This window comes from Pseudomonas sp. CHM02 (assembly GCF_000612585.1).
Classification (GTDB): Bacteria; Pseudomonadota; Gammaproteobacteria; order Pseudomonadales; family Pseudomonadaceae; genus Aquipseudomonas.
In genome coordinates this window covers 80,850-104,966 of record NZ_JFCA01000007.1, presented here as the reverse complement: position 1 = coordinate 104,966, position 24,117 = coordinate 80,850, and the positions used below count along the sequence as shown (strand labels likewise).

Here is a 24,117-nt window from a genome sequence, read left to right as displayed (position 1 = left end):
AGTTCTCTTATTGTTTTTATCGAGACGCAGTGTCGGGCTACAGCGATGAACTCAGGGAAACAGCATCCGCGCGACGGTTTTATCGCCCAGCAACCGCGCCGCGTTGTGGCCGATCCCCGCGATGGTGTGCTGCGGATGACGCAAAGGAATCTGCCATTGGTTCGACAGGAACTGCTCGTAGCTCACGTAGTTGAGCTGACGATCCAACCGCGTCGCGCCTTGGTAATTGGCCCCGCAGGAACTGTCGAGCACCCGGCTGGTAGGGTTGTTGTCCTGGGCACCGACCAGGTAGGTGATGTCGCGCGCGGCATAGCGGGCAAACAGCTGGCGGCTGGTCAGGTGCTGGTTGAGCAGGTACGCGGGAGCGCCGTCGATACCGTAGCGATAGCGGCTGTAGCTGGGGCACATCACCGTCACCACCGGCTTGAACACGCCGTCCTGCAGGCGGCTTTCCTCGAAATACACGTAGCTCGACGGGCTGGCGACGACATAGCGGATGGTAAGGCCATGGGCCTTGAGGCCGCCGTCCAGGTCATTCACCACCGCGTAGCGCTGCATCAACTGCGCGCCCGCCGAGTGGCTGACCATCACGATTTCCTTGAGCGCCGGGTAACGCTGGCGGTCGGACAGATAGGCGACCACATCGTCCAGCACCTGGAACGCCGGAATGCCCTTGTGGCCGAACTGGGACTCGATACCGTGCATCCACTTGTCGCGAGGCCACAGCGGCATGTCATCGCTGACGCCCGAGTCGGTGGGCGTGAGGAAATTCGGCGCCAGCAACAGGGTATTTTGCAGATGGGCATTGCCCAGCAATTTGCGGCCGGTCTTGAAGTACTGGTCGCCGTCGCGCTGCACGCCATGCACGATCACCACGGCGCGTTCAATCGTGCTGGGCGGGTTATAGAGGTCGGCGTTGGCATACACCAGGAATGGATAGGCACTGCCATCGTGGCCCAGGCGCAGGACCTGGCGGGCATCGGCCTCGGGTTTGTCGGCGGTGTCGCTGTGCACATCGACCTTGGCGCAACTGGTCAGCGTGCCCATCAACGCCAACGTGGCCAGGAGTGTGGTGAAGGGTTTGGTGGACAGGCTTATGGACATGGCCGGCTTCTCTTGTTTTTTTACGAGCCTATCAGCGCTGTCGACCTATGAAAAATATCTAAATAACGGGGTTTGGATACTTTAAAAATATGAACTTGAACAGTAGAGGCGAAAAATCGCTGCAAGCCTGCCGGTGTCCGGGATCAGACCCGCAGCACTTGCCCACCTATCAATCGGAGAAGAAAGGCTCTGCGCTTCTCACTATGGGCAAAAATGACAGTTAATCATCGGGCCAAAATAAAGGCGCTCCCCAGAGCGCCTTTATTCATTTCAACTCACTGCTCGCTGATGGATTTCACATCAGCCTTGGCAGCATCACCAATCGCAATGCGTTTGGGCTTGGCTTCCTCTGGTACGACCCTGAGCAGATCGATGCTCAGTAAACCATTGGAAAGCTGTGCGCCCTGCACTTCGATGTGGTCGACCAGGCGGAACGACAGGCGGAACGCACGCTGGGCGATGCCTTGGTGCAGGTAGGTGATGCCCTCGTTGTGTTCGCGCTTGCCGCCGGCGACGGTCAACACGCCCTTTTCCACCTGGATTTCCAGGTCATCTTCCACCAGGCCTGCAGCCGCGATCACGATCCGGTAATGATCGTCACCGTGCTTTTCGACATTGTGCGGTGGGTAGGTGGTACCGGCCTCGCTGCGAAGCGCCGATTCGAAAAGGTCGTTGAACCGGTCAAAGCCGACGGAGTGGCGGAACAGTGGGGCCAAGGAAAGAGTAGTAGCCATTGCAAAATCTCCTGAGGTTTCTCCAAGTGATTTGATACGCGACCCGCATGCGGCATCGCGTAAAACCTAAGTAGGTTCAGGCGATAAATTTTCAAGCGGCGCCCACAAAAAATTTTATCCGATGCGATGAGCCCCCGACGAAAGGCTCACACACCGGCGCGCAAGGACTGTTGTGGGATCAACCAAGGCGACCCGGTGGGCACCGATCTCAACCACTTCACAATGCGCCAGCACCAACGGCAGCTCCGTACAGCCGAGAATCAACACCTTCGCCCCCTGTTCGCACAAGTGCTCCGCCGCCAGCAGCAACTGTTCACGGCACACGCCCTCGGTAAACCCCGCCTTGATCCCCCGCTCGCCGTAGATCGCCGCCATCACCAACGCCTGATAATCAAAACCTGGGGTGATGAGTTGCAAGCCCGAACGCCGCGCGGCCTGGTGGTAGACCTGGCTTTGCAAGGTGCCGGAAGTCGCCAGCAAGCCCACGGCCTGGCCACTGCCGTAGGTGTGCACGATCCACTCCACGGTCTCGCTGAGCATGTTGACGATGGGCACGCGCAGGTGCGCCTGGATGCGCTCGACATAGGCGTGGGCGGTGTTGCACGGGATGGCGATGGCGTGGACACCGGCGCTTTCCAGGCGTTTGCAGGTGGCGTACAGCGCCAGGGTCGGGTCGGTTTCGTCGCGCAGCAGGTTGGCGGTGCGGTCGGGAATCTGCGGGTTTTGCTCCACCACCATCTTGATATGGTCCTGGTCCTTGCCGGCCGGGGTGTGGGCGACCACCTTGCCCATGAAGTCGACGGTGGCAGCCGGGCCGACGCCGCCGACAATGCCCAGCTTGAACGGTGGCTGGCGCGCCGGGGCGTCAGCCTGGGTGGCGAACTCGGCGTAGATCTGGTTGATGTCGAGCACGCTGAGGCCACGGCGTTGCAGTTCGCCGCAGACCAGTGACAGCTCGGTCATGCCCGGTACGATCACCGTGGCGCCCTGCCCTTGCACCGACAGGCACGCCTGGTACACCGACTCCAGCGGCACGCCGTCGAGGTAGCCATCCTTGATACCGTTGACGCCGTACATCGCCGCCATCAACGCGACCTGGGCGTCGTCCTCTGGATAAACCAACGTGAAGTGCGGGCCGAGACGCTGTTCAAACACGCCGCAGCGGCGCACAAAGTCCGAAGCGATCACGCCCAGGGTGGTACCTGGCGCGATGCTGCGGGTGATGTGCTCGACGAGCGCCTGCATCATGTCCAGCACGGGAATATCCAGTTCCTGCTGGATTTCGTCGCGAAAGGTCTGGCTGGCGAAACACGGCAGCAGCACCGAGTCCACGCCACTGTTTTCAAAGGTCTTGCACACCTGGAACACATAGAACTTGCGCGCGGTCATGCTCGCGTTGCGGTCCAGGGGCAGCAGCACGTCCTTGAACGGGTGCTGCTCGAACAGGAAGTGATAGCGGCCCTGGTCCTCCAGCACCGCGCGGGACTTGACCAGCTTGTAGAACAGATCGCCGCCCGCCAGCGAGCCAAGCCCGCCGACGATACCCAGCCGGGACGTGGTACTCATGCGCGCACACCCTGCGGCAGTTCAGCGGGTTCGTCTTCGGTCTCGGATTTTGCGACCACGGCCGTGGCGATGCTATTGCCCACCACGTTGGTGGCGGTGCGCGCCATGTCGAGGAACTGGTCGATGCCGATGATCAGCAGCAGCCCGGCTTCGGGCAGGTTGAACATCGGCAAGGTCGCGGCCACCACCACGACCGACGCCCGCGCCACACCGGCCATGCCTTTGCTGGTGATCATCAGCGTGAGCAAAATCAGCAGTTGCTGAGTGAAGCTCAGGTCGATGTTGTACGCCTGGGCGATGAACATGATGGCGAACGCCTGGTACATCATCGAACCGTCGAGGTTGAAGGAATAACCCAGCGGCAATACGAAACTGGAGACCCGTTTTGGAGCCCCGAACTTCTCCAGCGCTTCCATGGTTTTGGGGTAGGCCGACTCACTGCTCGCGGTGGAAAACGCCAGCAGGATCGGCTCGCGGATCAGCTTGCCGAGAGTGAACACCGAACGCCCGAGAAACAGGTAGCCGGCAGCGAACAGCAGCACCCACAGCAAGGCGATGCCCAGGTAGAACTCGGCGATCAGCTTGGCGTAATCCGCCAGCAGGCCCAGGCCATTGGTGGTGATCGCCGAGGCAATCGCGGCAAACACGCCGATTGGCGCGAAGGCCATGACGTAGTCAGTGATCTTGAACATCACCTTGGCCAGTTCGTCCACGGTGTCGGTGATACGTGTGTAGCCGGCGCGCTTGACGCCCGCCAGGGCGAAGCCGAAGAACAGCGAAAACACCACGATCTGCAGGATCTCGTTGTTGGCCATTGCCTCGGCAATGCTGCGCGGGAACACGTGGCTGATAAAGGTCTTGAGGCTGAAGTCCCCGGTGTTGACCGGTACTGCCGCCGTCGCGTGCTGCACCACCTGCATGTTCAGCCCGGCGCCCGGCTGGAACAGGTTGACCAGGGCCATGCCGAGCATCAGCGAGACCAGCGACGCCGTGACAAACCACAGCATCGCACGCAAGCCGATGCGCCCTACCGAGCGCGAACTGCCCATGCTCGCGATGCCGCCCACCAGGGTGGCGAACACCAGCGGCGCAATGATCATCTTGATCATGCGCAGGAAAATATCGGTGACCATCGAAAAGTATCCGGCCAGCTCCTTGGCGGCCTGCTCGCTCCCTGCATAGTGGTGACACGCCCAACCCACCAGCACGCCCAGGGCGATGCCGACTGCAATGCGACGGGGGAGTTTGTTCTTCTTCACAGGTGCGGCCCTCAGATGGCTTTTGTTGTCTGCCGCCGATTCTAGGGACGCGCCCCGGCCGCCATGATGAGTAATCCGGCTAACCCCATGCGCTTTTGGAATAGTTTGCAAAAAGCCCAGCCCCACTTTGGCGCGGCGGCATACACTCGGGGCTCATCGCCTGGAGAACCGGCATGCAGATCAAATGGTTGGACGACCTCTTGGCCATCGCCGAGTGGAAGAACTTCTCCCGCGCCGCCGAAGTGCGCTGCGTGACGCAATCGGCGTTGTCACGGCGCATTCGTTCACTGGAGGAATGGGTGGGTGTCGAACTGGTCGACCGCGGCACCTACCCGGTGCAACTCACTGCCGCAGGCGTTGCTTTCTGCAGCGAAAGCCGCGACGCCCTCGCCGGCCTGATGCGCTTGCGCGCCAGCCTGCGCGAAGTGGAGCGCATGCCGGGGCGCTCGATCCAGGTGACCGCCGGCCACAGCCTGTCGATGACCTTCCTGCCCAAGTGGCTCGCGCAGTTCCAGCGCCAGACCGAGCAGTTCAACGCACGGGTGGTGGCGGCGAATATCCATGACGCGGTGATTGCGCTGGAAGAAGGCAGCTGCGACCTGATGATCGTCTACCACCACCCGCTGGCGCCGATCCTGCTGGACCCGCAACGCTTCGGCAGCCTGGCCTTGGGGCACGATGCGTTCATCCCGTTGTGCGCCCCGGACAAACGCGGCCGACCGTTGTATCGCCTGCCGGGAAATGCAGGCAAACCCGTCCCGCATTTGGCATACACCGCCACCACGTTCCTGGGGCGCGTGGCGGAAATCGTGATCAAGAACAGCCCTGCGCCCGCCGTGCTGGAGCGCTGCTACGAAGCCGACATGGCCATGCTGCTGATGCGCATGGCCATCGAAGGCTACGGCGTGGCGTGGCTACCGCAGAGCGCGGTGGTGGATGAGCTGGAGCGCGGTGTGCTGGTGCGCGCCGGAGGGGAGGAATGGAGTACGCGGCTGGAGATACGCTCGTATTGCGCGATTGAAAACCAGAACCCGACGATGCGGAAGTTGTGGCGGACGCTGGAGGGATGGCGGGCGGACGTTTGATGCAGCGGTAAAAATGGAGGATTCATTTTGCGTATTGACATATCGGTAAATCTCGATATCCTCGCGCCATGGACTTACTCGACATATTCAAAGCCCTCTCGAACCGCACTCGACTAGAAATCCTGAAAGGTTTGAAGGATCCCGAAAAGCACTTCCCCCCGCAGGATGAAGGGGATGTTCATACCGTGGGCGTCTGCGTCAGCAGCATCCAAGAGGGCGTCGGGCTGTCGCAGTCAACTGTGTCCGATTACCTGGCCACGCTGCATCGAGCGGGCTTGATTGAAACCCGCCGCATCGGCCAGTGGACCTACTACAAGCGCAACGAAGCCACCATCAGCGCCCTTGCCGAGATCATTGGCAAGGAGCTGTAATTTTTTACCCTAGGATATCGAGATTTCCCGATATCCCTTTTTACCGAAACCCACCCTTGCTGAAACGAGGTAATGCAATGAAAGCGATGATGCTTGAATCATTTGGCGGCCCGGATTCGTTCGAACTCTGCGAGGTGCCCACGCCGGTGCCACACACCGGGCAGGTCCTGGTGCGGGTCTATGCAACCTCCATCAACCCGTTGGATTATCAGGTGCGACGTGGCGACTATGCCGACCTGGTGCCCCTCCCCGCCATCACCGGCCACGACATCTCCGGCGTTGTCGAAGCCATCGGCCCGGGCGTGACGAACTTCGCGCCCGGCGACGAAGTCTGGTACACGCCGCAGATCTTCGACGGCCCCGGCAGTTACGCCGAATATCACGTCGCAGCCGAAAGCATCATCGGCAAGAAACCGCCCACCCTGAGCCACCTTGAAGCGGCCAGCCTGAGTCTGGTCGGCGGGACGGCATGGGAAGCGCTGACCGTGCGCGCAGCGCTTCGGGTCGGGGAAAGCATCCTCATACATGGCGGCGCCGGCGGCGTCGGCCACCTGGCGATCCAACTGGCAAAAGCCATCGGCGCCAGGGTGTTCACCACCGTGCGCGAAGCCAACATTGAGTTCGTTGAAAGCATGGGCGCCGACGTGATCATCGACTATGAAAAGGAAGATTACGTCGACGCCATCCTGCGGGAAACCGGTGGGCGCGGCGTCGATGTGGTCTTCGACACCATCGGCGGCAACACGCTGTCGCGCAGCCCCGACGCACTCGCGCAACTGGGCCGCGTGGTCTCGATCGTGGACATTGCCCAACCACAGAACCTGGTCCAGGCCTGGGGCAAGAATGCGAGTTATCACTTCGTGTTCACGCGGCAAAATCGCGGCAAGCTCGATGAGCTGAGCACCTTGGTCGCACAGGGTCAACTGCGCCCCCATGTGGGCGCCGTCTATGCGCTGGCCGACATCGGGCTCGCCCATGCCCGCCTGGAGAGCCCAAACAACGGCATCCAAGGGAAGATCGCGATTGCCGTTGGGCCCACTCAAGGAGCAACGTCATGATCTACGAGATCGCCGTGCTGCCTGTTCACAAGGAGCACATCGACGCGTTCAGGCGGGCCTTTGCCGAGGTGTCGCCACTGCTCAGCCGTGCGAAAGGCTACCTGGGCCATATGCTTGCCCAGGGGGTTGAAACACCGGAGCGCTTCAACCTGATCGTGCGTTGGGAATCGCTGGAGGACCACACGCCGGGGTTTGAAGCGAGTGAGGACCACCGGCTGTTCATGTTGGGGTTGGAGACGTTTTTTTCGGAGGAACCGCAGGTTTATCACATTGAGGGAGCGGGGTTCATCGCCTAGGGAAATCCAAGGCAAAAAAAAGCCTGCATCTCTGCAGGCTTCTCTTTTATGTTGCTATCTGGCTCCACGACCTGGACTCGAACCAGGGACCCAATGATTAACAGTCATTTGCTCTACCAACTGAGCTATCGCGGAATGCGCCGTATGTTACTGATTGAAAAGGAGAAGTCAAGCTTTCTATGGCATTCGGCGCGATTAAACCGGATGACCGGTTGAAACGGCGTGTTCCCTCGCCAGTTCCAGCCACGCCAGGGCGGCGGGTGGCAGGTGGGCGCTGGTGCGCCAGGCCAGGGCGATATGCCAGTCGGTGTGAGGTTCATCCAAGGGGATCAGGGCGATGCCAGCGTGTTGATGCTTGTACGCCAGCATGCGTGGCACGAAGGCCACGCCCAGGCCGGCCGCGACCAGGTCGATGATGAAGTCGATCTGCCCGCTGCGGGCCGTCACCTTGGGGGTGACGCCTTTGCGCTCGCAGGCGGCGAGGATCTTGGCGTTCAGGGCGAAGCCCGCTTCGAACAGGATGAACGGCGAATCGGCCAGGTGGGTGAAGTCGATACGCTCAAGGTGAGCCAGCGGGTGGCTGATGGGCAGCACGGCCATCAGCGGCTCATTGCGCACCGGTTGGTAATCGAAGTCTTCGTCGACCGGCAGCAACAGCGCCGCCAGGTCGACCTCCCCCGCTTCCAGGCACTCGCGCAGGCGTTTGCTGCCGTATTCGGTGAGTTCGATGTCGATGTCCGGATAGCGGCTGCGGTAGGTGGCGAACATTGTTGCGAAGAGCACGCCGCAGCCCACAGGTGGCAGGCCGATGCGCAGCACGCCACGCTTGAGGCCGCGCAGGTCGTTGATCTCGGCCACCAGGTCGTTGCGCTCGGCGAGCAGCACCAAGGCGCGGCGGTAAGCAATTTCGCCCGCCGCGGTGAGTTCGTTGCGGTGGCCCAGGCGATTGAGCAGCGGCGTGCCGAGTTCCTCTTCCAGGGTCTTGACCGCCTTGCTCACGGTGGATTGAGTCAGCGACACCACCTCGGCGGCCTGGGAAAAACCGCCCTGGCGCACCACTTCGACAAAGGCCCGCAATGTTCTCAGGTTCATCAGTATTCCCTTGGCGACTGGCTACCAGTGATAAAAGTTGTTTTTATCATGACAGATAGTTGCCTATCCTGAACCCACCTTGCCTTGTGGAGCCTTCCCATAATGATCATCTCGTCCGCCTCCGACTACCGCGCAGCCGCCAAGCGCAAGCTGCCGCGCTTCCTGTTCGACTACATCGACGGCGGCGCCTACGCCGAACACACGATGCGTGCGAACAGTTCGGACCTGGCCGAGATCAGCCTGCGCCAACGCATCCTGCGCAATGTGGACACCCTGAGCCTGAAGACCACCCTGTTCGGCCAGACGCTGGACATGCCGGTGATCCTCAGCCCGGTCGGCCTCACCGGCATGTACGCGCGGCGCGGCGAAGTGCAGGCGGCCAAGGCGGCGGCGAACAAGGGCATCCCATTCTGCCTGTCGACGGTGTCGGTCTGCCCGATCGAAGAAGTGGCGTCACAAAGCGCGCAGGCGATCTGGTTCCAGCTGTATGTGCTCAAGGACCGTGGCTTCATGCGCAATGCGCTGGAGCGGGCCCAGGCGGCCGGCGTGACCACACTCGTGTTTACCGTGGACATGCCCACGCCCGGTGCGCGCTATCGCGATGCTCATTCGGGCATGTCCGGGCCGTTCGCGGCACAGCGGCGCATGCTGCAGGCCGTGACCAAGCCGCAATGGGCGTTCGACGTGGGGTTGATGGGCCGTCCCCATGACTTGGGCAACATCTCCAGGTACCTCGGCAAACCGACCCATCTGGAAGACTACATCGGCTGGCTGGCGAACAATTTCGACCCGTCGATCAGCTGGAAAGACTTGGAGTGGATCCGCGAATTCTGGAAAGGCCCGATGATCATCAAGGGCATCCTCGACCCACAGGACGCCAAGGATGCCGAGAGTTTCGGCGCCGATGGCATCGTCGTGTCCAACCACGGCGGCCGCCAGCTGGACGGCGTGCTGTCCACCGCCAAGGCGCTGCCACCGATTGCCGATGCGGTAGGCGATGACCTCACGGTGCTGGTGGACTCGGGCATCCGTTCCGGGCTGGACGTGGTGCGCATGCTCGCCCTGGGTGCCAAGGCCTGCCTGCTGGGACGCGCCACCGCCTATGCACTGGCCGCCGATGGCCAGCACGGCGTGGAAAACCTGCTGGACATCTTCGCCAAGGAAATGCGCGTGGCCATGACCCTGACCGGCGTCACCGCCATCGAGCAGATCGACCGCACCACGCTGGTCTAGCCCTGCTGCTCGACGATCCCGCGGGCCTTGAGCTGGGCCAGTTGCTCCAGCGACAGGCCCAACCGCTGCCCGAGGATATCGTCCGTGTGTTGCCCCAGCATCGGCGCCGGCCGCACATACTCCACGGGAGTGCCGGACATCTTGATCGGGCTGCCGACCATGGCAAAGTCCGGGTTCTGAGGATGGGGAATTTTCACCATCAGGTTACGCGCGATCACCTGGGGTTCTTCCAGGGATTGAGCGATGGAGTTGATCGCCCCCACCGGCACTTTCGACGCATGGATGCACGCCACCCACTCATCGGCGCTGCGCCCGAGGAAGTGCGCCGAGAGCAGCGCGACGATTGCTTCGCGATGCGCCACACGGTCGGCATTGCGGCGAAAGCGCGGGTCGTCCGGCAAGTGTGGCAGGCCGATGCTCTGGCACAGCGCGACAAACTGGCTGTCGTTGCCGCAGGCGATGATGAAGTCGCGGTCGGCGGCGCGGAACACCTGGTAAGGCACGATATTGGCGTGGGCATTGCCATAGCGTTGCGGCACCTTGCCCGACGCCAGGTAGTTCATGCTTTGGTTGGCCAAGGTGGCGACCTGCACATCCAGCAACGCCATATCAATATATTGACCAACCCCCGTGCGTTCACGGCTGAGCAGCGCGGCCTGGATTGCCACGGTGGAATACAGGCCGGTCATCAGGTCGGAAAATGCCACGCCGACTTTTTGCGGGCCGCCGCCCGGCAGGTCATCACGCTCACCGGTGATGCTCATCAGGCCGCCGATGCCCTGGATGATGAAGTCGTAGCCCGGCTCTTCGGCACGCGGGCCGGTCTGGCCGAAGCCAGTGATGGAGCAATACACCAGGCGCGGGTTGATCTCGGCCAGGGTCGCGTAGTCCAGACCGTAGCGGGCCAGGGAGCCGGCTTTGTAGTTCTCGATCAACACATCCGAGCTCGCCGCCAGTGCGCGCACCAATTCCTGGCCTTCCGGGCTGGCCATGTCGATGGCCACGGATAACTTGCCACGGTTGGTGGACTGGTAATACGAAGCCTCGCCAGACGATTCACCGGTGCCGGTCTTCATCCACGGCGGCCCCCAGCCACGGGTGTCGTCGCCGCTTTGGGGGCGTTCGATCTTGATCACTTCCGCGCCGAGGTCGGCCAACACTTGCCCACACCAGGGACCGGCCAACACACGGCTTAAATCCAGCACCCGCAAACCTGTCAATGCACCCATTGTTCTTATCCTGTGAGGTTGGGAAATCAGCCGACTCTCGGCTCTTCATGGCGCAGGGAAATCCCCAGCATCGCCCGCCGCCGCAACCAGGGGCTGGGGCGGTAACGCGGGTCGTGGGTGAGTTCGCTCATGCGCTGCAAAATCGTGAGCAGCCGCCGTGGCCCGAGGGCATCGCCCCAGGCCAGCGGACCGTTGGGGTAGCCCAGGCCGAGTTGCACCGCCTGGTCGATATCCTCGACGCTGGCGATGCGTTGCTGGGCGATGTCACAGGCGAGGTTGACCACCATCGCCAAGGTGCGCTGGGCGACAAAGCCGACACTGTCGCCGATCACCGTGACGCCCACGCCGTCCGCCGCCAGCAAGGCGTGAGCTGCGTCGCGCAGGGCAGGAGATGTCAGCGGGTTTTGCATCAGCGTGCGATGGCGCGACAGGTCGGTCAGCAGGTCGATGCACAAGGTCCGCGCGGGGTCGGTATCGAAACGCACGCAGGCGCTGGTGGCATCGCGGCCGTAGGGAGCCAACAGGCACAGTGCGTCCGGTGACGGTTGCGCGGCATGTTCCAGTTGGGCGCCGAGGTTGATCACCAAGGCACTCAAGCGCTCGTAGTCTTCGCTGTTCTCGGTGGCGATCCAGACCGGTGGCTGCTGTTGCACCGTGGGCACCGCCTGGGGTTGCGGGCCGTTGATGAGCTGGCCGTTTTCATACTGATAGAAGCCGTGGCCGGTCTTGCGCCCGAGGCGGCCGCCCACCAGCATTTGCCGGGTCAGGGGCGACGGTTTGTGGCGTGGCTCCTGATAGAACTGGTTGTAGATCGACTCCATCACCGGGTGCGACACGTCCAGACCTGTGAGGTCCAGCAACTCCAGCGGCCCCATGCGGAACCCGGCGCCGTCGCGCAGGATACGGTCGATATCGCCGCGCTCGGCGATGCCTTCATCCAGCATTTTCAGGGCTTCGGTGCCATAGGCACGACCGGCGTGGTTGACGATGAAACCGGGGGTGTCCTTGGCGCGCACACCGCGATGGCCGATCCGTGCTACCAGCGCCAGCAGCGCCTCACCGACCGCTGGCGCGGTGGCCAGGCCGTCGATCACCTCCACCACGCGCATCAGCGGCACCGGGTTGAAGAAGTGCAGCCCGGCTACACGCTCGGGGTGCTGGCAACCGGTGGCGATGGCCGTGACCGACAGTGACGAAGTGTTGGTCGCCAGGATGCAACCCGGGCTCACGATGCCTTCAAGCTGTTGCAACAGCCCGCGCTTGGCCTCGAGGTTTTCGACGATGGCTTCCACCACCAGGTCGCACGCCTTCAGCTCGTCGATACGCTCGACCACCTGCAAGTTGGCCAACGCCGCGTCCATCGCCGCCTGGCTGATCTTGCCTTTGCCCACCAACTTGGCCAGCGTGGTGCCAAGGTTGTCCCGCGCCGTTTGTGCAGCGCCGTCGCGGGCATCGAACAGGCGCACCGCCACACCGGCTTGAGCGGCGATCTGCGCAATACCTGCGCCCATGACACCGGTGCCCACCAGACCCATCGTATTAAGGGTGTCGGTCATGCTTATTCCCCCCGGTACTGCGGCGTGCGTTTCTCGAAGAACGCCGCGGCGCCCTCCTTCTGGTCCTTGGAATCGAACAGCAATTGGAACGCCTTGCGCTCCAGCACCAAGGCGCTCTCCAGCGGCAGGTCGGCACCGGCCAGCATCACCTCCTTGATCTGCTCCACCGCCAGTGGCGGCAGTGCGGCGATCTGTGCGGCCAGTTCCAGTGCGCGCGGCAGTGTCTGGTCGTCGCTGACCATTTCGCTGAGCATGCCCATCGCCAGGGCTTCCTTCGCACTGACCATACAGCCGGTGAGCGCGATGCGCATCGCCTGGAACTTACCCACCGCACGCACCAGGCGCTGGGTACCACCCGCGCCCGGCATCAAGCCCAGCTTGACCTCAGGCTGGGCAAAGCGCGCCGATTCGCCGGCGACGATCAGGTCACAATGCATCGCCAGCTCGCAGCCGCCGCCCAGGGCAAAACCGTTGACGGCAGCGATCACCGGCTTGGGGCAACGGCTGATGGCTTCCCACAGGTATTCGGTATGGCGGCGGTACATATCAATCGCGCCCGCCGCGGCGAACTCCTTGATATCCGCCCCCGCGACGAAGAACTGTTCGCCACCGGTCAGCACAATGGCGCGCACATCCTGGCGCCGGGCCAGTGCGCGGAAATGCTCGGCGAGGGCTTCACGCACCTGGGCATTGAGGGCGTTCTTGACCTCGGGGCGATGGATACGGACCACGGCCACGCCATTGTCCTGGACATCGAGGGTCACCACGGGTGGGTTAGCGCTGGTCACATTCACTCCTGCTGCAACGTTCTTGTTAGTGGGTCCGTTATTTGTTTCGCTATGCGAAATAACATTCCGTATTTGTCGATAATCATAAGTATCGACCCCGCAGGTGTAAACGTAAAAACCCTAACCTCTGCTAAAACAGTGGCTAACTCACTGTTTTAAAGGAGTTTGCCGAGTTTAAAAATAACAATCTAAAAAGTTGTCTTGTTTCGCTGTGCGGAATACAATTTTGTTTTGTTGATTTTATAAAAAAATGAGGATTAACATGCGCCGTCGACACCCGGACTCGGACAGCCCCGAAATCCCAGCAGGCAACAACGCCTTCGAGCATTTGCTGATTGACCCGATGAACAACGATGAGGAGGAAGACAAGGACCGCCAGTTCGTCACCGCCCTGGCCCGTGGCCTGGAACTGCTGCGCTGTTTCACGCCGAGCGAGAGTGTGCTGGGCAACCAGGAACTGGCGCGCAAGACCGGGCTGCCGAAACCGACGATTACCCGCATGACCCACACCCTGACTCGTCTGGGTTACCTCAAGCACCTGCCGCAGTCGGGCCGGTACCAGTTGGACGTGGGCGTGATGGCGTTCGGTTACGCGATGCTGTCGAACCTGTCGATCCGGGCCGTGGCGCACCCGTTGATGGAGACCATGGCCAAGTACGCCCAGGCTGCCGTCGCGATGGCCACCCGGGACCGCCTGGACGCGGTGTACCTGGACGTGGTCCAGGGCGAAGCGAACATGACCATGCGCCGCCAGGTCGGTACACGGTTGCCGTTGCACTTGAGTTCAGCAGGCCGCGCCTGCCTGGCAGCGATGCCGGAAAACGAGCGGGATTTCATCCTCGACCATATCCGCCAGCGTCATCTGGAAGACTGGCCGACGATCCGCAAGGGGCTGGAGCGCGCCTTCCGGGACTACACCGATTTCGGCTATTGCATGTCGATCGGTGAGTGGCACCGCGATGTCAACGCCATCGCCGTACCGCTGCGACACGCACAACACGGCTTGCTGGCGTTCAACTGTGGCGGACCGAGTTTCCACCTCTCCCGGGAGAAACTCGAAGACGACATCGGCCCACGCCTCAAGCACATGGTGAACAATATCGAGGCCGCCACCCGCTAGCTGGACAGGTGCATGGCCTCGGCAGATCGACGATAACAGGCCCGCCGAACGGGCCGCTGAGGAATGCACATGATCCGAGACGCACAAACGCTTCATATCCTGGTGGACGCCATTGCGCAGTTCGTCGACGAAGCGCTGATCCCACGGGAAAACGAAGTCGCCGAGACCGATGAGATCCCGGCGGATATCATCAGCCAGTTCCAGGACATGGGCCTGTTCGGCCTGACCATTCCCGAAGCCTACGGCGGCCTGGGCCTGACCATGGAAGAAGAGGTGACCATCGCTTTCGAACTGGGGCGCACCTCCCCGGCCTTCCGCTCCTACTTCGGCACCAACAATGGCATCGGCTCCATCGGCATCCTGCTCGACGGCACCGACGCCCAGAAAGAACACTACTTGCCGTTGCTGGCCAGCGGCGAACTGCTCAGCTCGTTCTGCCTCACCGAACCGGACTCCGGCTCCGACGCCGCCTCACTGAAAACCACGGCGGTGCGCGACGGCGATGACTACATCATCAACGGCACCAAGCGCTTCATCACCAACGCCCCACACGCCGGGATCTTTACGGTAATGGCGCGCACCAACCCGGGCATCAAGGGTTCGGGCGGGATCAGCGCGTTTATCGTCGAACGTGACACGCCAGGCCTGTCCCTGGGCAAGCGCGACCACAAGATGGGCCAGCAAGGGGCGCACACCAGCGACGTGATTTTCGACAATGTGCGCGTGCCCGCCAGCCAATTGATCGGTGGCGTGGAAGGCGTAGGTTTCAAGACGGCCATGAAGGTCCTCGACAAAGGTCGCCTGCACATCGCCGCCGTCAGCGTAGGTGCAGCCGAGCGCATGCTGGGCGATGCGCTGAACTACGCGATTGAACGCAAGCAATTCGGCCAACCGATTGCCGAGTTCCAACTGATCCAGGCCATGCTCGCCGACAGCAAGGCCGAGATCTATGCCGCACGCTGCATGGTGCTCGACGCCGCGCGCCAGCGCGACGACGGCCGGAATATCGGTACCGAAGCGTCGTGCTCGAAGATGTTCGCCACCGAGATGTGCGGCCGCGTCGCTGACCGTTGCGTGCAGATCCACGGCGGTGCCGGCTATATCAGCGAGTACGCGATCGAACGCTTTTACCGGGATGTGCGCCTGTTCCGACTCTACGAAGGCACGACGCAGATCCAGCAACTGGTGATTGCCCGCAACATGATTCGCGCGGCGCAACGCTAGGCCTCACCGCACCACCATACCCAATGCCCTAACAACTACAAGCAAGGTATCGTTATGGAAGTCGCCGCATCGGCGGGCGCGTTGTCGCCTGCAAAAAGCAAACTGTGGATCATCGTTTTCATCTTCTGCTTCCTCGGCCTGTTGATCGATGGTGCAGACCTGATGTTGTTGTCCTACAGCCTCAGCAGCCTCAAGGCCGAGTTCGGCCTGACCAGCGTCGAAGCCGGCAGCCTCGGCAGTTTCACCCTGGCCGGCATGGCCATCGGCGGGATCTACGGTGGCTGGGCCTGTGACCGCTTCGGTCGGGTAAAGACCGTGGTGTGGAGCATTGTGCTGTTCTCCGTGGGCACGGCGATCCTGGGCATGACCCACAGCTATTGGCAGTTTGCGAGTACCCGGTTTTTCGCCTCCCTCGGCCTGGGCGCGCTGTATGTGGCGTGCAATACGCTGATGGCGGAATACGTGCCGACCCGCTATCGCACCACCGTGCTCGGCACCCTGCAGGCGGGGTGGTCGGTGGGTTACATCGTCGCCACCCTGCTGGCCGGCTGGATCCTGCCGGAGCACGGTTGGCGCTGGCTGTTCTACGTGGCAATCATCCCGGTGATTCTCGCCGTGTTGATGCAACGCCTGGTCCCCGAGCCACAGGCCTGGCTGACCGCACAGGCCGAGCGAGCACGGGAGAAAGCCACTGGTAGCCAGCAGGCCCTGAAGAAAAAGCCCGACGGCATGTTCAAGCTGATCTTCAGCGACCCGAAGGCCAGCCGCATGTTCCTGCTCTGGGCACTCACCGCAGGCTTCCTGCAGTTCGGCTACTACGGCGTGAACAACTGGATGCCGTCCTACCTGGAAAGCGAACTGGGGATGAACTTCAAGTCGATGACCAGCTACATGGTCGGTACCTATGCGGCAATGATTTTCGGCAAGATCCTCGCAGGCCTCGCGGCAGATCGCCTGGGACGTCGTGCCGTGTTTGCATTTGGCGCCCTGGGCACGGCGATCTTCCTGCCGGTGATCGTGCTGTTCCAGAGCCCCGAGAACATCCTGTGGATGCTGGTGGTGTTCGGCTTCCTGTACGGGATCCCTTATGGCGTCAATGCCACGTACATGACCGAAAGCTTCGAAGCGAAGTTTCGCGGTTCGGCGGTGGGCGGGGCCTACAACATCGGGCGCATTGGCGCGGCAGTGGCACCCGCGGCCATTGGATTCCTGGCATCCCAGGGTTCGATTGGCATGGGCTTCCTGGTGATGGGCGGCGCGTACTTTATCTGCGGTGTAATACCGGCATTGTTTATTCGCGATAAACAGTTCGACCCGCAAAAACAATAAGGCCGGCCCTCAGTTGCCAAATAACTGGCGTCACACTTCAGCGACTGTTTTTAACGATAAAAACAGTCGCTTGATTTATAAGGCTTTTTATTTGGATAAAGGCATTTGGCATGAATATGGCTCTAACCTGATTCAAGCAGGTTAAGCGATGACAAGACGTGCGGCGGTGCCCAGGGGTTATAACCCCGTGCAAAGCAGTCTAGACTGTTACTCATGTTTTACGGAACTGAAGGACCAGTAAGACGCTTGGCACTCGCCACTCTCATCGAGCCTGTAAGACAGCTATGTGCTTAGAGGCCGATCGCTTATGAAAACACCTACCCAGACCAACGCAATTGACTTTGACAGTGCCAAATTGCAACGCCTGGGGTTTGGTCAGCCATCACTTCTACCCCGCCGTCCCACCACTATCACTCAACTTCGCCAGCAACTGGGCCTGCAACTGCAGACAAGCCTGGAACCGGAGCGGATTCTTGCGGTGTTCTTTCGCGAGATCCAGCGCCTGGTACCCCTGGACGCCCTGCAGTACCGTCACCACGCCAGCGACCTGCGCCTGGAATTCGGCCATCGCGGCCACCATTCGGTGAGCTACAGCCTGAGCCATGAAGGCGAGCACCTCGGCGAGCTGATCTTTCGTCGCAACCAGCGGCTGCTGGAAGAAGAGCTCGGCCAGCTCGAATCCCTGCTGGCCACGCTGCTCTACCCGATGCGCAACGCCCTGCTCTATCGCGCCGCCACCCGCAGCGCCCTGCGCGACCCGTTGACCGAGACCGGCAACCGCATCGCCATGGACCAGACCCTGCAGCGGGAAATCGACATGGCGCGCCGGCACCTGAACCCGTTGTCCCTGTTGATGCTGGACATCGACCATTTCAAGCGCATCAACGACACCCACGGCCATGCGGCGGGCGATAAGGTGTTGCGCGCCGTCGCTGCTGCAATCAAGGGCCAGTTGCGTAACGTGGACATGGTGTTTCGGTTTGGCGGGGAAGAATTTCTGATCCTGCTGTCCAACACCGGCCGGGACGCGGCGGCGATGGTCGGCGAACGCCTGCGCCAGGCGGCACAGGCCCAGGACTACTGGGCGGACGGAACGCGAATCGAATTGACGGTCAGCCTGGGCTGCTCGACCTTGCTGGCCGCCGAGTCTGCCGAAAGCCTGCTGCGCCGGGCCGACAGCGCCTTGTACGTGGCCAAGCGCGAAGGCCGCAACCGCTTGGCGATGGCGGGGTAAACCCCGCCATCTCCCTTTACATCAGGCCTCGCTGGCGACCCGCGCCTGGCGCTCACGCAGTACGGCTGGGGCTTTCTCTTTTTCCAGGCGCATGCAGCTTTCCAGGAACAGGTACATGTAGTCGTAGCTCTTGCACACGGCTTGGCGCAGTTCTACCTGCAATGCCTTGCTCGGGTTCATCCCGGCCAGGGTGCAGATGATTTCCAGTGCTTCCCACGGGTGGGCGTCATCGTACTGGGCGTGCATCTTCAGCCACTTCATCGCACGCTTGCGTTCTTCCTCGGGGAAGGCCGCCGCGTAGACACCGGTGGAGCACACCACCGCAGACCACTCCCCCGTTGCCCCTTCGATCGCGTAGTTGGTCGCGGCAATGGCCACGATCAGCGAATCGGCGGAGCTGGTGTGCCAGCACCAATGGCTCAGTGCATGCAACTCCGGCGGCACGTTCTGGGCCTGCAACTCCTCCAGGCTTACCCCGTGTGCACGGGCCCAATGCACCCAATAGTCGGCGTGGTTGAGTTCCACGCGAATATTGCGCATCAGCCAGCGGCGCGCCATGTCCTCGCCAGGATGGCGGGCAAATTTGGTCTTGGTGAGGTTCTGTGCCATGTACAAGGCAAACTGTTCCACCACGGGCCAGCCACCGATCAGGTAGTGGCGCATGGTCTTGGCGCTGAGCGTGTTATCGCGCATGCGCTGGTACAGTTCGTGCTCGACAACGCGGCGCTTGCTCTCGCTACAGTCCTGGATCAGTTTCTGCGCCCAGGCGGGGTAACTCGAGGCTTCCATTAGCGGGCCGGTTCTGTTGAATGTGTCGATCACTGTAAGGCTCCTTTTTAAGTGTGATTGTACAGACCAGCAAATGTTTCAGCGGAATGTGCCGGGCGCCTTGAATAACAGAGGCTGCGGCCGCACAGGTCGACACTGCAAGCTATCAAAGGTAAACAATTGCGGTCGTTCAATCAGGTAGCCCTGAGCGTAATCCACACCAATTTCGAGTAATGCCTGTTCGATTTGCGGTGTCTCGACAAACTCTGCAATTGTGCGCTTACCCATGACATGGCCGATGTGGTTGATCACTTCGACCATCGCGCGGTTAATCGGGTCGTCCAGCATATCCTTTACGAAACTTCCATCGATCTTCAGGAAGTCTACAGGTAAATGTTTGAGATAGGCGAATGAGGACATTCCGGCACAAAAGTCATCCAGCGAGAAGTGACAGCCTAAGGCTTTGAGTTCATTAATAAATCGAATCGCACTGCCCAAGTTTGCAATCGCGCTGGTTTCGGTAATTTCAAAACAGATCATGCCGGGCGGAATATTGTATGTATGAAACTTCTCACGCAAAAACCCGAGGAAGTCATCATCACCAATGGTTATGCCTGACAGATTGATCGCACACATCGCCATGGGTCGCCCCGGACGCTCCAACAGGCAACGGGCGATGATCTTGAACACATTTTCCACCACCCAACGGTCCAGGGACGTCATCAGGCCGTAGCGCTCGGCGGCGGGGATAAAGCTGTCGGGCAGAATGATGCGACCGGCCTCGTCGTGCAGGCGCAGCAGGATCTCGATATGCCCATCGCCACCGTCGGTCTGCCCCAGGGGGGAGATTTCCTGGGCGTAGAGGCAGAACCGGTTCTCTTCCAACGCCATGTGCAGGCGCTGCACCCAGGCCATTTCGCCAAAGCGCAGCGACAGCTCCGAATCGTCGGCGTGGTACACCTGCACGCGGTTGCGGCCCTTTTCCTTGGCCATGTAGCACGCCATGTCGGCGGCGCGTAGCGAGGTTTCCAGGGTGGTCGGGGTGTTCCCCAGATGCACCAGGCCAATGCTGACGGTGGTCATGAATGGCCGGCCTTTCCACACAAAGTGCAGGCTTTGCACGGTATGGCGCAGGCTCTCGGCGATTTTTTCCGCCACGGTCGCCGGGCAGTTTTCCAGCAAGATGCCGAACTCGTCTCCGCCCAGGCGCGCCAGGGTGTCACCTTCGCGCAGGTCCGACTGCAGCAGCGCGCAGATATGCCGCAGCAACTCGTCCCCCGCCGCATGGCCGCAGGTGTCGTTGACCAGCTTGAACTGGTCGAGGTCGAGGAACATCAATGCATGGCGCCCGCCGTTCTGCTGGGCGGAAGGATGCAGCACCTGCTCCAGGCGGAATTCGAATTCGCGGCGGTTGGCCAGGCCGGTCAGTGCGTCGTGCGTCGCCTGCCAGGACAGGTTGGCGATGTATTGACGCTCCTGGGTCATGTCATGCAACACCAGCACCGCCCCCGTGACCTTGCCGGCGCCACGGATCGGCGCCCCTACCAACGTCACCGAGACCGTGCTGCCATCCAGGCGCTGGATGGTTTTCGAATGCTCGCTGCCACCGCTGAGCTGGCCCTTGACGATATGTTCGATCAAGGTAAAGCCGTCGGGCTGGGCATTGTCATCCAGCAGGTTGAACAGCGCAGCGAGGGGCAACCCTTGAGCCTGAGCCGACTGCCAATGGGTCAGCGCCTCGGCTGCCGGGTTCATGTAGGTGATAGTGCCGTCGACATCGGTGGTGATCACCCCGTCGCCAATCGACTCCAGGGTGATCTGCGCCCGTTCCTTCTCTTCTTGCAGGGCGTTGGCAAAGGCATGGCGCTGGGTCAGCAGCTTATGCGTGCGCAACAGCGCCAGCACAATCAGGCCGAGGGCCGTGGCCAGGTTGGTGATCAGCAGCAGCCGCAGGATCATGCGCGAGCCTTCGCCCAAGGCATCACTGAAGGCCTTGGCGGCGGGCGTTACGCCTTCGTTGATCGCGGTGATATGCGCCTTCCACTGCCGCACATCGTTGGCGCTGACTTGGTCGCGAGTGATCGCGTTGTGCATCTCGCGCGCCAGATCATCCAATTGCACCAGGTAGCCATCGCCAACCGTCCACAACTCGATGGCTTTTTCCAGGTAGCTGAAATGACGAAAGTTGAGGTACAGCCAGATCAGGCTGGAAACGTCATCCGGGTGGTTGCCGCCCTTGAGGATACCCAGGCGCGCAGCGCTCAGGTCAGGAGTGGGACGGTCCAGGGCAATGCGCAGTTCATGCCCGCCCTGAGGCACGGCGATGGCCTGCTGATATTTGAGGTAAGTGGTGTCGTCGCGGTTATCGGCGTACAGCGTCAGGTAATAGATGGCGTCTTTCTGGCCCTTGGACCACAGGCTTTCGCCAGCCACATAACCACGCACTGCCGAAAGCATGTAGAGACTGCCGCAGCCTAACAATGCCTGGAACAGTACGACGGCGATAAAGGGCCAGACAATGCCCAACAGCCTTGGCGTTCCGAGAGTCCGCTTTTGCTTCATGAAGTCCCTTGCACATGCACTGCTGGATACGCACGCGAATATCCGCTTCCGATCGCTCAGCCTAGGCTAAATCAACGCACTTGTTGCAAGTGTCCATAGAGTTTGGCGTACAAGCCGCCATCGGCAATCAGTTGCTGATGATCACCGTCCTCAGCAATGTGACCGCCGTCGAACACTAATACTCGATCGGCCTGCTTAACCGCCGACAGGCGGTGGGCAATGATCAGTGTAGTACGCCCGCTGAGGAAGCGTGCAAGCGCCTGGTGCAGGTTGTACTCGGTGGCCGCATCCAGGGCGGAAGTCGCCTCGTCGAGGATCACCACTTTCGGCTCGGCCAACACCATGCGCGCAATCGCCAGGCGCTGACGCTGACCACCCGAGAACCGCACCCCGGAACGCCCCACCACGCTATCCAGGCCCATGGGCAATGCCTTGACGGTAGCCTCCAACTGGGCGATTTCCAGTGCCTGCCAGCAGGCCTGGTCGCTGCGCTCGCGGCCCATGGTCAGGTTGGCGCGCACGGTGTCGTTGAACAGGGCGGGGTGTTGCAGCACCACGGCGACATGCTCGCGAATGGTCTCCAGGCCGATTTCCTGCTGGGTTGCCCCGCCAAAGCGGATCGTGCCGGCCTGGGGCGTGTAGAGCCCGAGCAACAGTTGCACCAGGGTGCTTTTGCCACCGCCGCTGGCGCCGACGATCGCCACCTTTTCACCGGGGGCGATGGCCAGGTTCAATTGGTCCAGCACCAGGTCTTCGCCATAGCCGAAATCGAGGCCGCGCACCTCGATGCCCACGGTGTCGCGCCCGGTGAACGGGTCTTCGCCGCCGGCATACTGCGGCTCATCGGCCCGCGCCAGCAGTTCGTTGATCCGCGTCAGCGCCCCGCCCGCCGCGTAGTAGGCGTATTGCAGGTTCAACAGTTGTTCCACAGGACCGATCATGAACCACAGGTAACTGAACACCGCGAGCATCTGGCCGATGGACAGGTCGGAAAACAGCACCGTGAGCATCGCCGCCGCCCGGAAGATGTCGATACCGAACTGGAACAGCAAACCGCTGGCACGGCTGGAGGCATCGGTTTTCCACTGGGAGTGGATCGCGTAGTCACGCACCTCCTGGGCACGCTGGCCAAGGCGTCCGAGGAAAAAGCCCTGGCGGTTGCCGGCGCGCACTTCCTGGATGGCGTCTAGGGTTTCGGTCAGCGCCTGGGTAAAGCGCGACGTGCTGTCGTTCTCCAGCTTCTTCAGGTGCTTGACGCGCTTGCCCAACTGCACCGTGGCGTAGATCACCAGCGGGTTGAACAGCAGGATCAGCAACGCCAGTTGCCAATGCATCCACACCAGGATCGCCGACGTTCCCACCAGCGTGAGCATGGCCACCAGGAAACGGCTGAGGGTTTCGCCGACGAATTTATCCAGGGTATCCAGGTCGGTAACCAGGTGCGTGGTGACGGTGCCACTGCCCAGGCTTTCATATTCGCCCAGGGAAATGCGCTTGAGCCGTTGGATCAGGCGCACGCGAATGCGGTACACGATGTCCTTGGCCAACCGCGCAAACAGTCGCGCCTGCACCACGTTGAACACCAGGGCGCCGCAGCGCAGGAACAGGGTCACCAGCAGCATCAGGCCGATGTAACCGGCCGCCTTCTGCCAGCCCAGCGGCAGCGCGTGGTTCATCACTTTGAGGGCCGCATCGCCACGGCCCAGCAGCACTTCGTCCACCAGCAACGGCAACAGCAGAGGGATAGGCACGCTGCACAGGGTCGCCAGCACGGCAACACCATTGGCGATCCACAGGGATTTCTTGTGACGCAGTGCCAGCCGGCGAATTTCCGCCCAGGTCAGGCGGTCGACGCGTTTACCGGGTTCCTGGTCGGGCTGATCATGCACAGGTTGCTCGCTCCAGCCATCGACCCAACAACGGCGACAGCTCGGACAGCGGCTGATAACCGTTGGTCAGCAAGGCCAGTTGACCATTGCGCTCGGCCAGCAGCGTCGGGAAACCGGCGATGCCCAGGTCCTGTACCCAGGTGAAGTCGGCCGCAGTGGCGGCGTGCTGCTCGGCACGGTCGAAGGCGCCGGCAAACTCGATACGCGGGATGCCCGTCTCCTCGGCCAGCTCGACCAGCACCCTGGCCAGGGTCACGTCGCGGCCCTCGACATAAAACGCACGCTGGATCAGCCCCAGCAGCTTCCAGGCACAGTCCGGCGCCAGGCTGCGCGCCGTGACAATGGCACGGCACGCCGGCTCGGTGTCGTAGACAAAACCGTCGGGCAACGCGCCTTCGCGCTTGAACGGCTGGCCGGTGGCGTCGGTAACCGCCTGCCAGTGCTCAAGAATGTAGCGCCGGGTGGTCGGCTCCAGCGCCGCACCGCTGCCGGTGCGCAAGCCGCCCACCACCAGGTGCAGCTCCACGCCGGCCGCCTGGGCCTGCTCCACCAACGCCTCGGCCACCGGAGCAAAACCCCAGCACCAGGAACACATCGGGTCCATTACATAGAGCAGGCGC

General features: G+C 61.7%; 21 protein-coding genes and 1 tRNA gene. 9 read left to right on the top strand and 13 right to left on the bottom strand.

Annotation, left to right across the window (positions count from 1 at the left end; translation table 11 throughout):
• Positions 1-51: 51 nt before the first annotated feature.
• From BM70_RS0105425 to BM70_RS0105410, 4 genes are all read right to left on the bottom strand, one after another.
• Positions 52-1,104 carry a hypothetical protein gene (locus tag BM70_RS0105425; RefSeq protein ID WP_025855060.1) on the bottom strand — a complete coding sequence of 351 codons (1,053 nt, stop codon included), beginning with the start codon at positions 1,102-1,104 and terminating at the stop codon, positions 52-54.
• A 275-nt stretch (positions 1,105-1,379) separates the two neighbouring features.
• A complete protein-coding gene (locus BM70_RS0105420; protein ID WP_025855059.1) occupies positions 1,380-1,838 on the bottom strand; it encodes an Hsp20 family protein in 459 nt (152 codons plus the stop codon).
• A gap of 114 nt (positions 1,839-1,952) precedes the next feature.
• Positions 1,953-3,404: an amino acid racemase gene (locus tag BM70_RS0105415; protein WP_025855058.1), complete on the bottom strand. Its 1,452-nt coding sequence runs from the start codon at positions 3,402-3,404 to the stop codon at positions 1,953-1,955.
• Positions 3,401-4,663 carry a dicarboxylate/amino acid:cation symporter gene (locus BM70_RS0105410; RefSeq protein WP_025855057.1) on the bottom strand — a complete coding sequence of 421 codons (1,263 nt, stop codon included), beginning with the start codon at positions 4,661-4,663 and terminating at the stop codon, positions 3,401-3,403. The genes BM70_RS0105415 and BM70_RS0105410 overlap by 4 nt, the downstream gene beginning before the upstream one ends.
• 173 nt (positions 4,664-4,836) lie before the next feature.
• On the opposite strand from BM70_RS0105410, the gene BM70_RS0105405 reads away from it, so the two are divergent.
• From BM70_RS0105405 to BM70_RS0105390, 4 genes are all read left to right on the top strand, one after another.
• Positions 4,837-5,748 carry a LysR substrate-binding domain-containing protein gene (locus tag BM70_RS0105405; protein WP_025855056.1) on the top strand — a complete coding sequence of 304 codons (912 nt, stop codon included), beginning with the start codon at positions 4,837-4,839 and terminating at the stop codon, positions 5,746-5,748.
• 68 nt (positions 5,749-5,816) lie between these two features.
• Positions 5,817-6,119: a helix-turn-helix transcriptional regulator gene (locus BM70_RS0105400; protein ID WP_025855055.1), complete on the top strand. Its 303-nt coding sequence runs from the start codon at positions 5,817-5,819 to the stop codon at positions 6,117-6,119.
• 77 nt (positions 6,120-6,196) lie between these two features.
• A complete protein-coding gene (locus tag BM70_RS0105395) occupies positions 6,197-7,177 on the top strand; it encodes a zinc-dependent alcohol dehydrogenase family protein (RefSeq protein WP_025855054.1) in 981 nt (326 codons plus the stop codon).
• The gene (locus BM70_RS0105390) at positions 7,174-7,473 is read left to right on the top strand and encodes an antibiotic biosynthesis monooxygenase (RefSeq protein WP_025855053.1); all 300 of its coding nucleotides are present in this window, start codon (positions 7,174-7,176) and stop codon (positions 7,471-7,473) included. Before BM70_RS0105395 ends, BM70_RS0105390 begins: the two co-directional genes overlap by 4 nt.
• Positions 7,474-7,532: 59 nt before the next feature.
• Here the strand turns inward: BM70_RS0105390 and BM70_RS0105385 are convergent.
• Positions 7,533-7,608, bottom strand: a tRNA-Asn gene (locus BM70_RS0105385).
• A gap of 60 nt (positions 7,609-7,668) precedes the next feature.
• Positions 7,669-8,565, bottom strand: a complete 897-nt coding sequence (locus tag BM70_RS0105380) for a LysR family transcriptional regulator (RefSeq protein ID WP_025855052.1) — start codon at positions 8,563-8,565, stop codon at positions 7,669-7,671.
• Positions 8,566-8,667: 102 nt separating this feature from the next.
• Between BM70_RS0105380 and lldD the strand changes: the two genes are divergently transcribed.
• Positions 8,668-9,798: an FMN-dependent L-lactate dehydrogenase LldD gene (gene lldD, locus BM70_RS0105375; RefSeq protein ID WP_025855051.1), complete on the top strand. Its 1,131-nt coding sequence runs from the start codon at positions 8,668-8,670 to the stop codon at positions 9,796-9,798.
• On the opposite strand, the gene BM70_RS0105370 is transcribed toward lldD, so the two are convergent.
• Genes BM70_RS0105370 through BM70_RS0105360 form a run of 3 tightly spaced genes read right to left on the bottom strand, consistent with a single transcriptional unit; the run spans position 9,795 to position 13,371 of the window.
• Entirely contained in the window at positions 9,795-11,027 is a 1,233-nt protein-coding gene (locus BM70_RS0105370; protein WP_025855050.1) for a CaiB/BaiF CoA-transferase family protein, read from the bottom strand. The two genes, lldD and BM70_RS0105370, sit on opposite strands and share 4 nt — an antisense overlap.
• Positions 11,028-11,053: 26 nt before the next feature.
• Positions 11,054-12,583: a 3-hydroxyacyl-CoA dehydrogenase gene (locus BM70_RS0105365; protein WP_025855049.1), complete on the bottom strand. Its 1,530-nt coding sequence runs from the start codon at positions 12,581-12,583 to the stop codon at positions 11,054-11,056.
• A 2-nt stretch (positions 12,584-12,585) separates the two neighbouring features.
• Positions 12,586-13,371, bottom strand: coding sequence for an enoyl-CoA hydratase (locus tag BM70_RS0105360; RefSeq protein ID WP_025855048.1), 786 nt, complete (start codon positions 13,369-13,371; stop codon positions 12,586-12,588).
• Between the two features lie 250 nt (positions 13,372-13,621).
• On the opposite strand from BM70_RS0105360, the gene BM70_RS0105355 reads away from it, so the two are divergent.
• The 4 genes from BM70_RS0105355 (at position 13,622) to BM70_RS0105340 (ending at position 18,278) form a co-directional block, all read left to right on the top strand.
• Positions 13,622-14,491 (top strand): IclR family transcriptional regulator, encoded by an 870-nt coding sequence (locus BM70_RS0105355; RefSeq protein ID WP_025855047.1) that lies wholly within the window; start codon positions 13,622-13,624, stop codon positions 14,489-14,491.
• Between the two features lie 69 nt (positions 14,492-14,560).
• Positions 14,561-15,715 carry an acyl-CoA dehydrogenase family protein gene (locus BM70_RS0105350; protein WP_025855046.1) on the top strand — a complete coding sequence of 385 codons (1,155 nt, stop codon included), beginning with the start codon at positions 14,561-14,563 and terminating at the stop codon, positions 15,713-15,715.
• Between the two features lie 54 nt (positions 15,716-15,769).
• Positions 15,770-17,044, top strand: a complete 1,275-nt coding sequence (locus BM70_RS0105345; RefSeq protein ID WP_025855045.1) for an MFS transporter — start codon at positions 15,770-15,772, stop codon at positions 17,042-17,044.
• 307 nt (positions 17,045-17,351) lie between these two features.
• On the top strand, positions 17,352-18,278 hold the full coding sequence (locus BM70_RS0105340) for a GGDEF domain-containing protein (protein ID WP_025855044.1): 927 nt from the start codon (positions 17,352-17,354) through the stop codon (positions 18,276-18,278).
• A gap of 21 nt (positions 18,279-18,299) precedes the next feature.
• Here the strand turns inward: BM70_RS0105340 and BM70_RS0105335 are convergent, their stop codons facing one another.
• The 4 genes from BM70_RS0105335 to BM70_RS0105320 form a co-directional block, all read right to left on the bottom strand.
• The gene (locus BM70_RS0105335; protein ID WP_371262111.1) at positions 18,300-19,067 is read right to left on the bottom strand and encodes a TenA family transcriptional regulator; all 768 of its coding nucleotides are present in this window, start codon (positions 19,065-19,067) and stop codon (positions 18,300-18,302) included.
• Between the two features lie 78 nt (positions 19,068-19,145).
• Positions 19,146-21,608, bottom strand: a complete 2,463-nt coding sequence (locus BM70_RS0105330) for an EAL domain-containing protein (RefSeq protein ID WP_025855042.1) — start codon at positions 21,606-21,608, stop codon at positions 19,146-19,148.
• A gap of 71 nt (positions 21,609-21,679) precedes the next feature.
• Positions 21,680-23,497, bottom strand: coding sequence for an ABC transporter ATP-binding protein (locus tag BM70_RS0105325; RefSeq protein ID WP_025855041.1), 1,818 nt, complete (start codon positions 23,495-23,497; stop codon positions 21,680-21,682).
• Positions 23,490-24,092, bottom strand: a complete 603-nt coding sequence (locus BM70_RS0105320) for a DsbA family protein (RefSeq protein ID WP_177326533.1) — start codon at positions 24,090-24,092, stop codon at positions 23,490-23,492. The genes BM70_RS0105325 and BM70_RS0105320 overlap by 8 nt, the downstream gene beginning before the upstream one ends.
• Positions 24,093-24,117 lie beyond the last annotated feature (25 nt).

Bases quoted from the DNA above. Each gene is read 5' to 3' on its own strand.
- BM70_RS0105405 (WP_025855056.1), top strand. From the start codon at position 4,837: ATGCAGATCAAATGGTTGGACGACCTCTTGGCCATCGCCGAGTGGAAG.
- BM70_RS0105335 (WP_371262111.1), bottom strand. From the start codon at position 19,067: ATGGAAGCCTCGAGTTACCCCGCCTGGGCGCAGAAACTGATCCAGGAC.
- BM70_RS0105345 (WP_025855045.1), top strand. From the start codon at position 15,770: ATGGAAGTCGCCGCATCGGCGGGCGCGTTGTCGCCTGCAAAAAGCAAA.
- BM70_RS0105330 (WP_025855042.1), bottom strand. From the start codon at position 21,608: ATGAAGCAAAAGCGGACTCTCGGAACGCCAAGGCTGTTGGGCATTGTC.
- BM70_RS0105415 (WP_025855058.1), bottom strand. From the start codon at position 3,404: ATGAGTACCACGTCCCGGCTGGGTATCGTCGGCGGGCTTGGCTCGCTG.
- BM70_RS0105320 (WP_177326533.1), bottom strand. From the start codon at position 24,092: ATGTGTTCCTGGTGCTGGGGTTTTGCTCCGGTGGCCGAGGCGTTGGTG.
- BM70_RS0105400 (WP_025855055.1), top strand. From the start codon at position 5,817: ATGGACTTACTCGACATATTCAAAGCCCTCTCGAACCGCACTCGACTA.
- lldD (WP_025855051.1), top strand. From the start codon at position 8,668: ATGATCATCTCGTCCGCCTCCGACTACCGCGCAGCCGCCAAGCGCAAG.
- BM70_RS0105425 (WP_025855060.1), bottom strand. From the start codon at position 1,104: ATGTCCATAAGCCTGTCCACCAAACCCTTCACCACACTCCTGGCCACG.
- BM70_RS0105390 (WP_025855053.1), top strand. From the start codon at position 7,174: ATGATCTACGAGATCGCCGTGCTGCCTGTTCACAAGGAGCACATCGAC.
- BM70_RS0105420 (WP_025855059.1), bottom strand. From the start codon at position 1,838: ATGGCTACTACTCTTTCCTTGGCCCCACTGTTCCGCCACTCCGTCGGC.
- BM70_RS0105370 (WP_025855050.1), bottom strand. From the start codon at position 11,027: ATGGGTGCATTGACAGGTTTGCGGGTGCTGGATTTAAGCCGTGTGTTG.
- BM70_RS0105350 (WP_025855046.1), top strand. From the start codon at position 14,561: ATGATCCGAGACGCACAAACGCTTCATATCCTGGTGGACGCCATTGCG.
- BM70_RS0105355 (WP_025855047.1), top strand. From the start codon at position 13,622: ATGAGGATTAACATGCGCCGTCGACACCCGGACTCGGACAGCCCCGAA.
- BM70_RS0105340 (WP_025855044.1), top strand. From the start codon at position 17,352: ATGAAAACACCTACCCAGACCAACGCAATTGACTTTGACAGTGCCAAA.
- BM70_RS0105365 (WP_025855049.1), bottom strand. From the start codon at position 12,583: ATGACCGACACCCTTAATACGATGGGTCTGGTGGGCACCGGTGTCATG.
- BM70_RS0105380 (WP_025855052.1), bottom strand. From the start codon at position 8,565: ATGAACCTGAGAACATTGCGGGCCTTTGTCGAAGTGGTGCGCCAGGGC.
- BM70_RS0105395 (WP_025855054.1), top strand. From the start codon at position 6,197: ATGAAAGCGATGATGCTTGAATCATTTGGCGGCCCGGATTCGTTCGAA.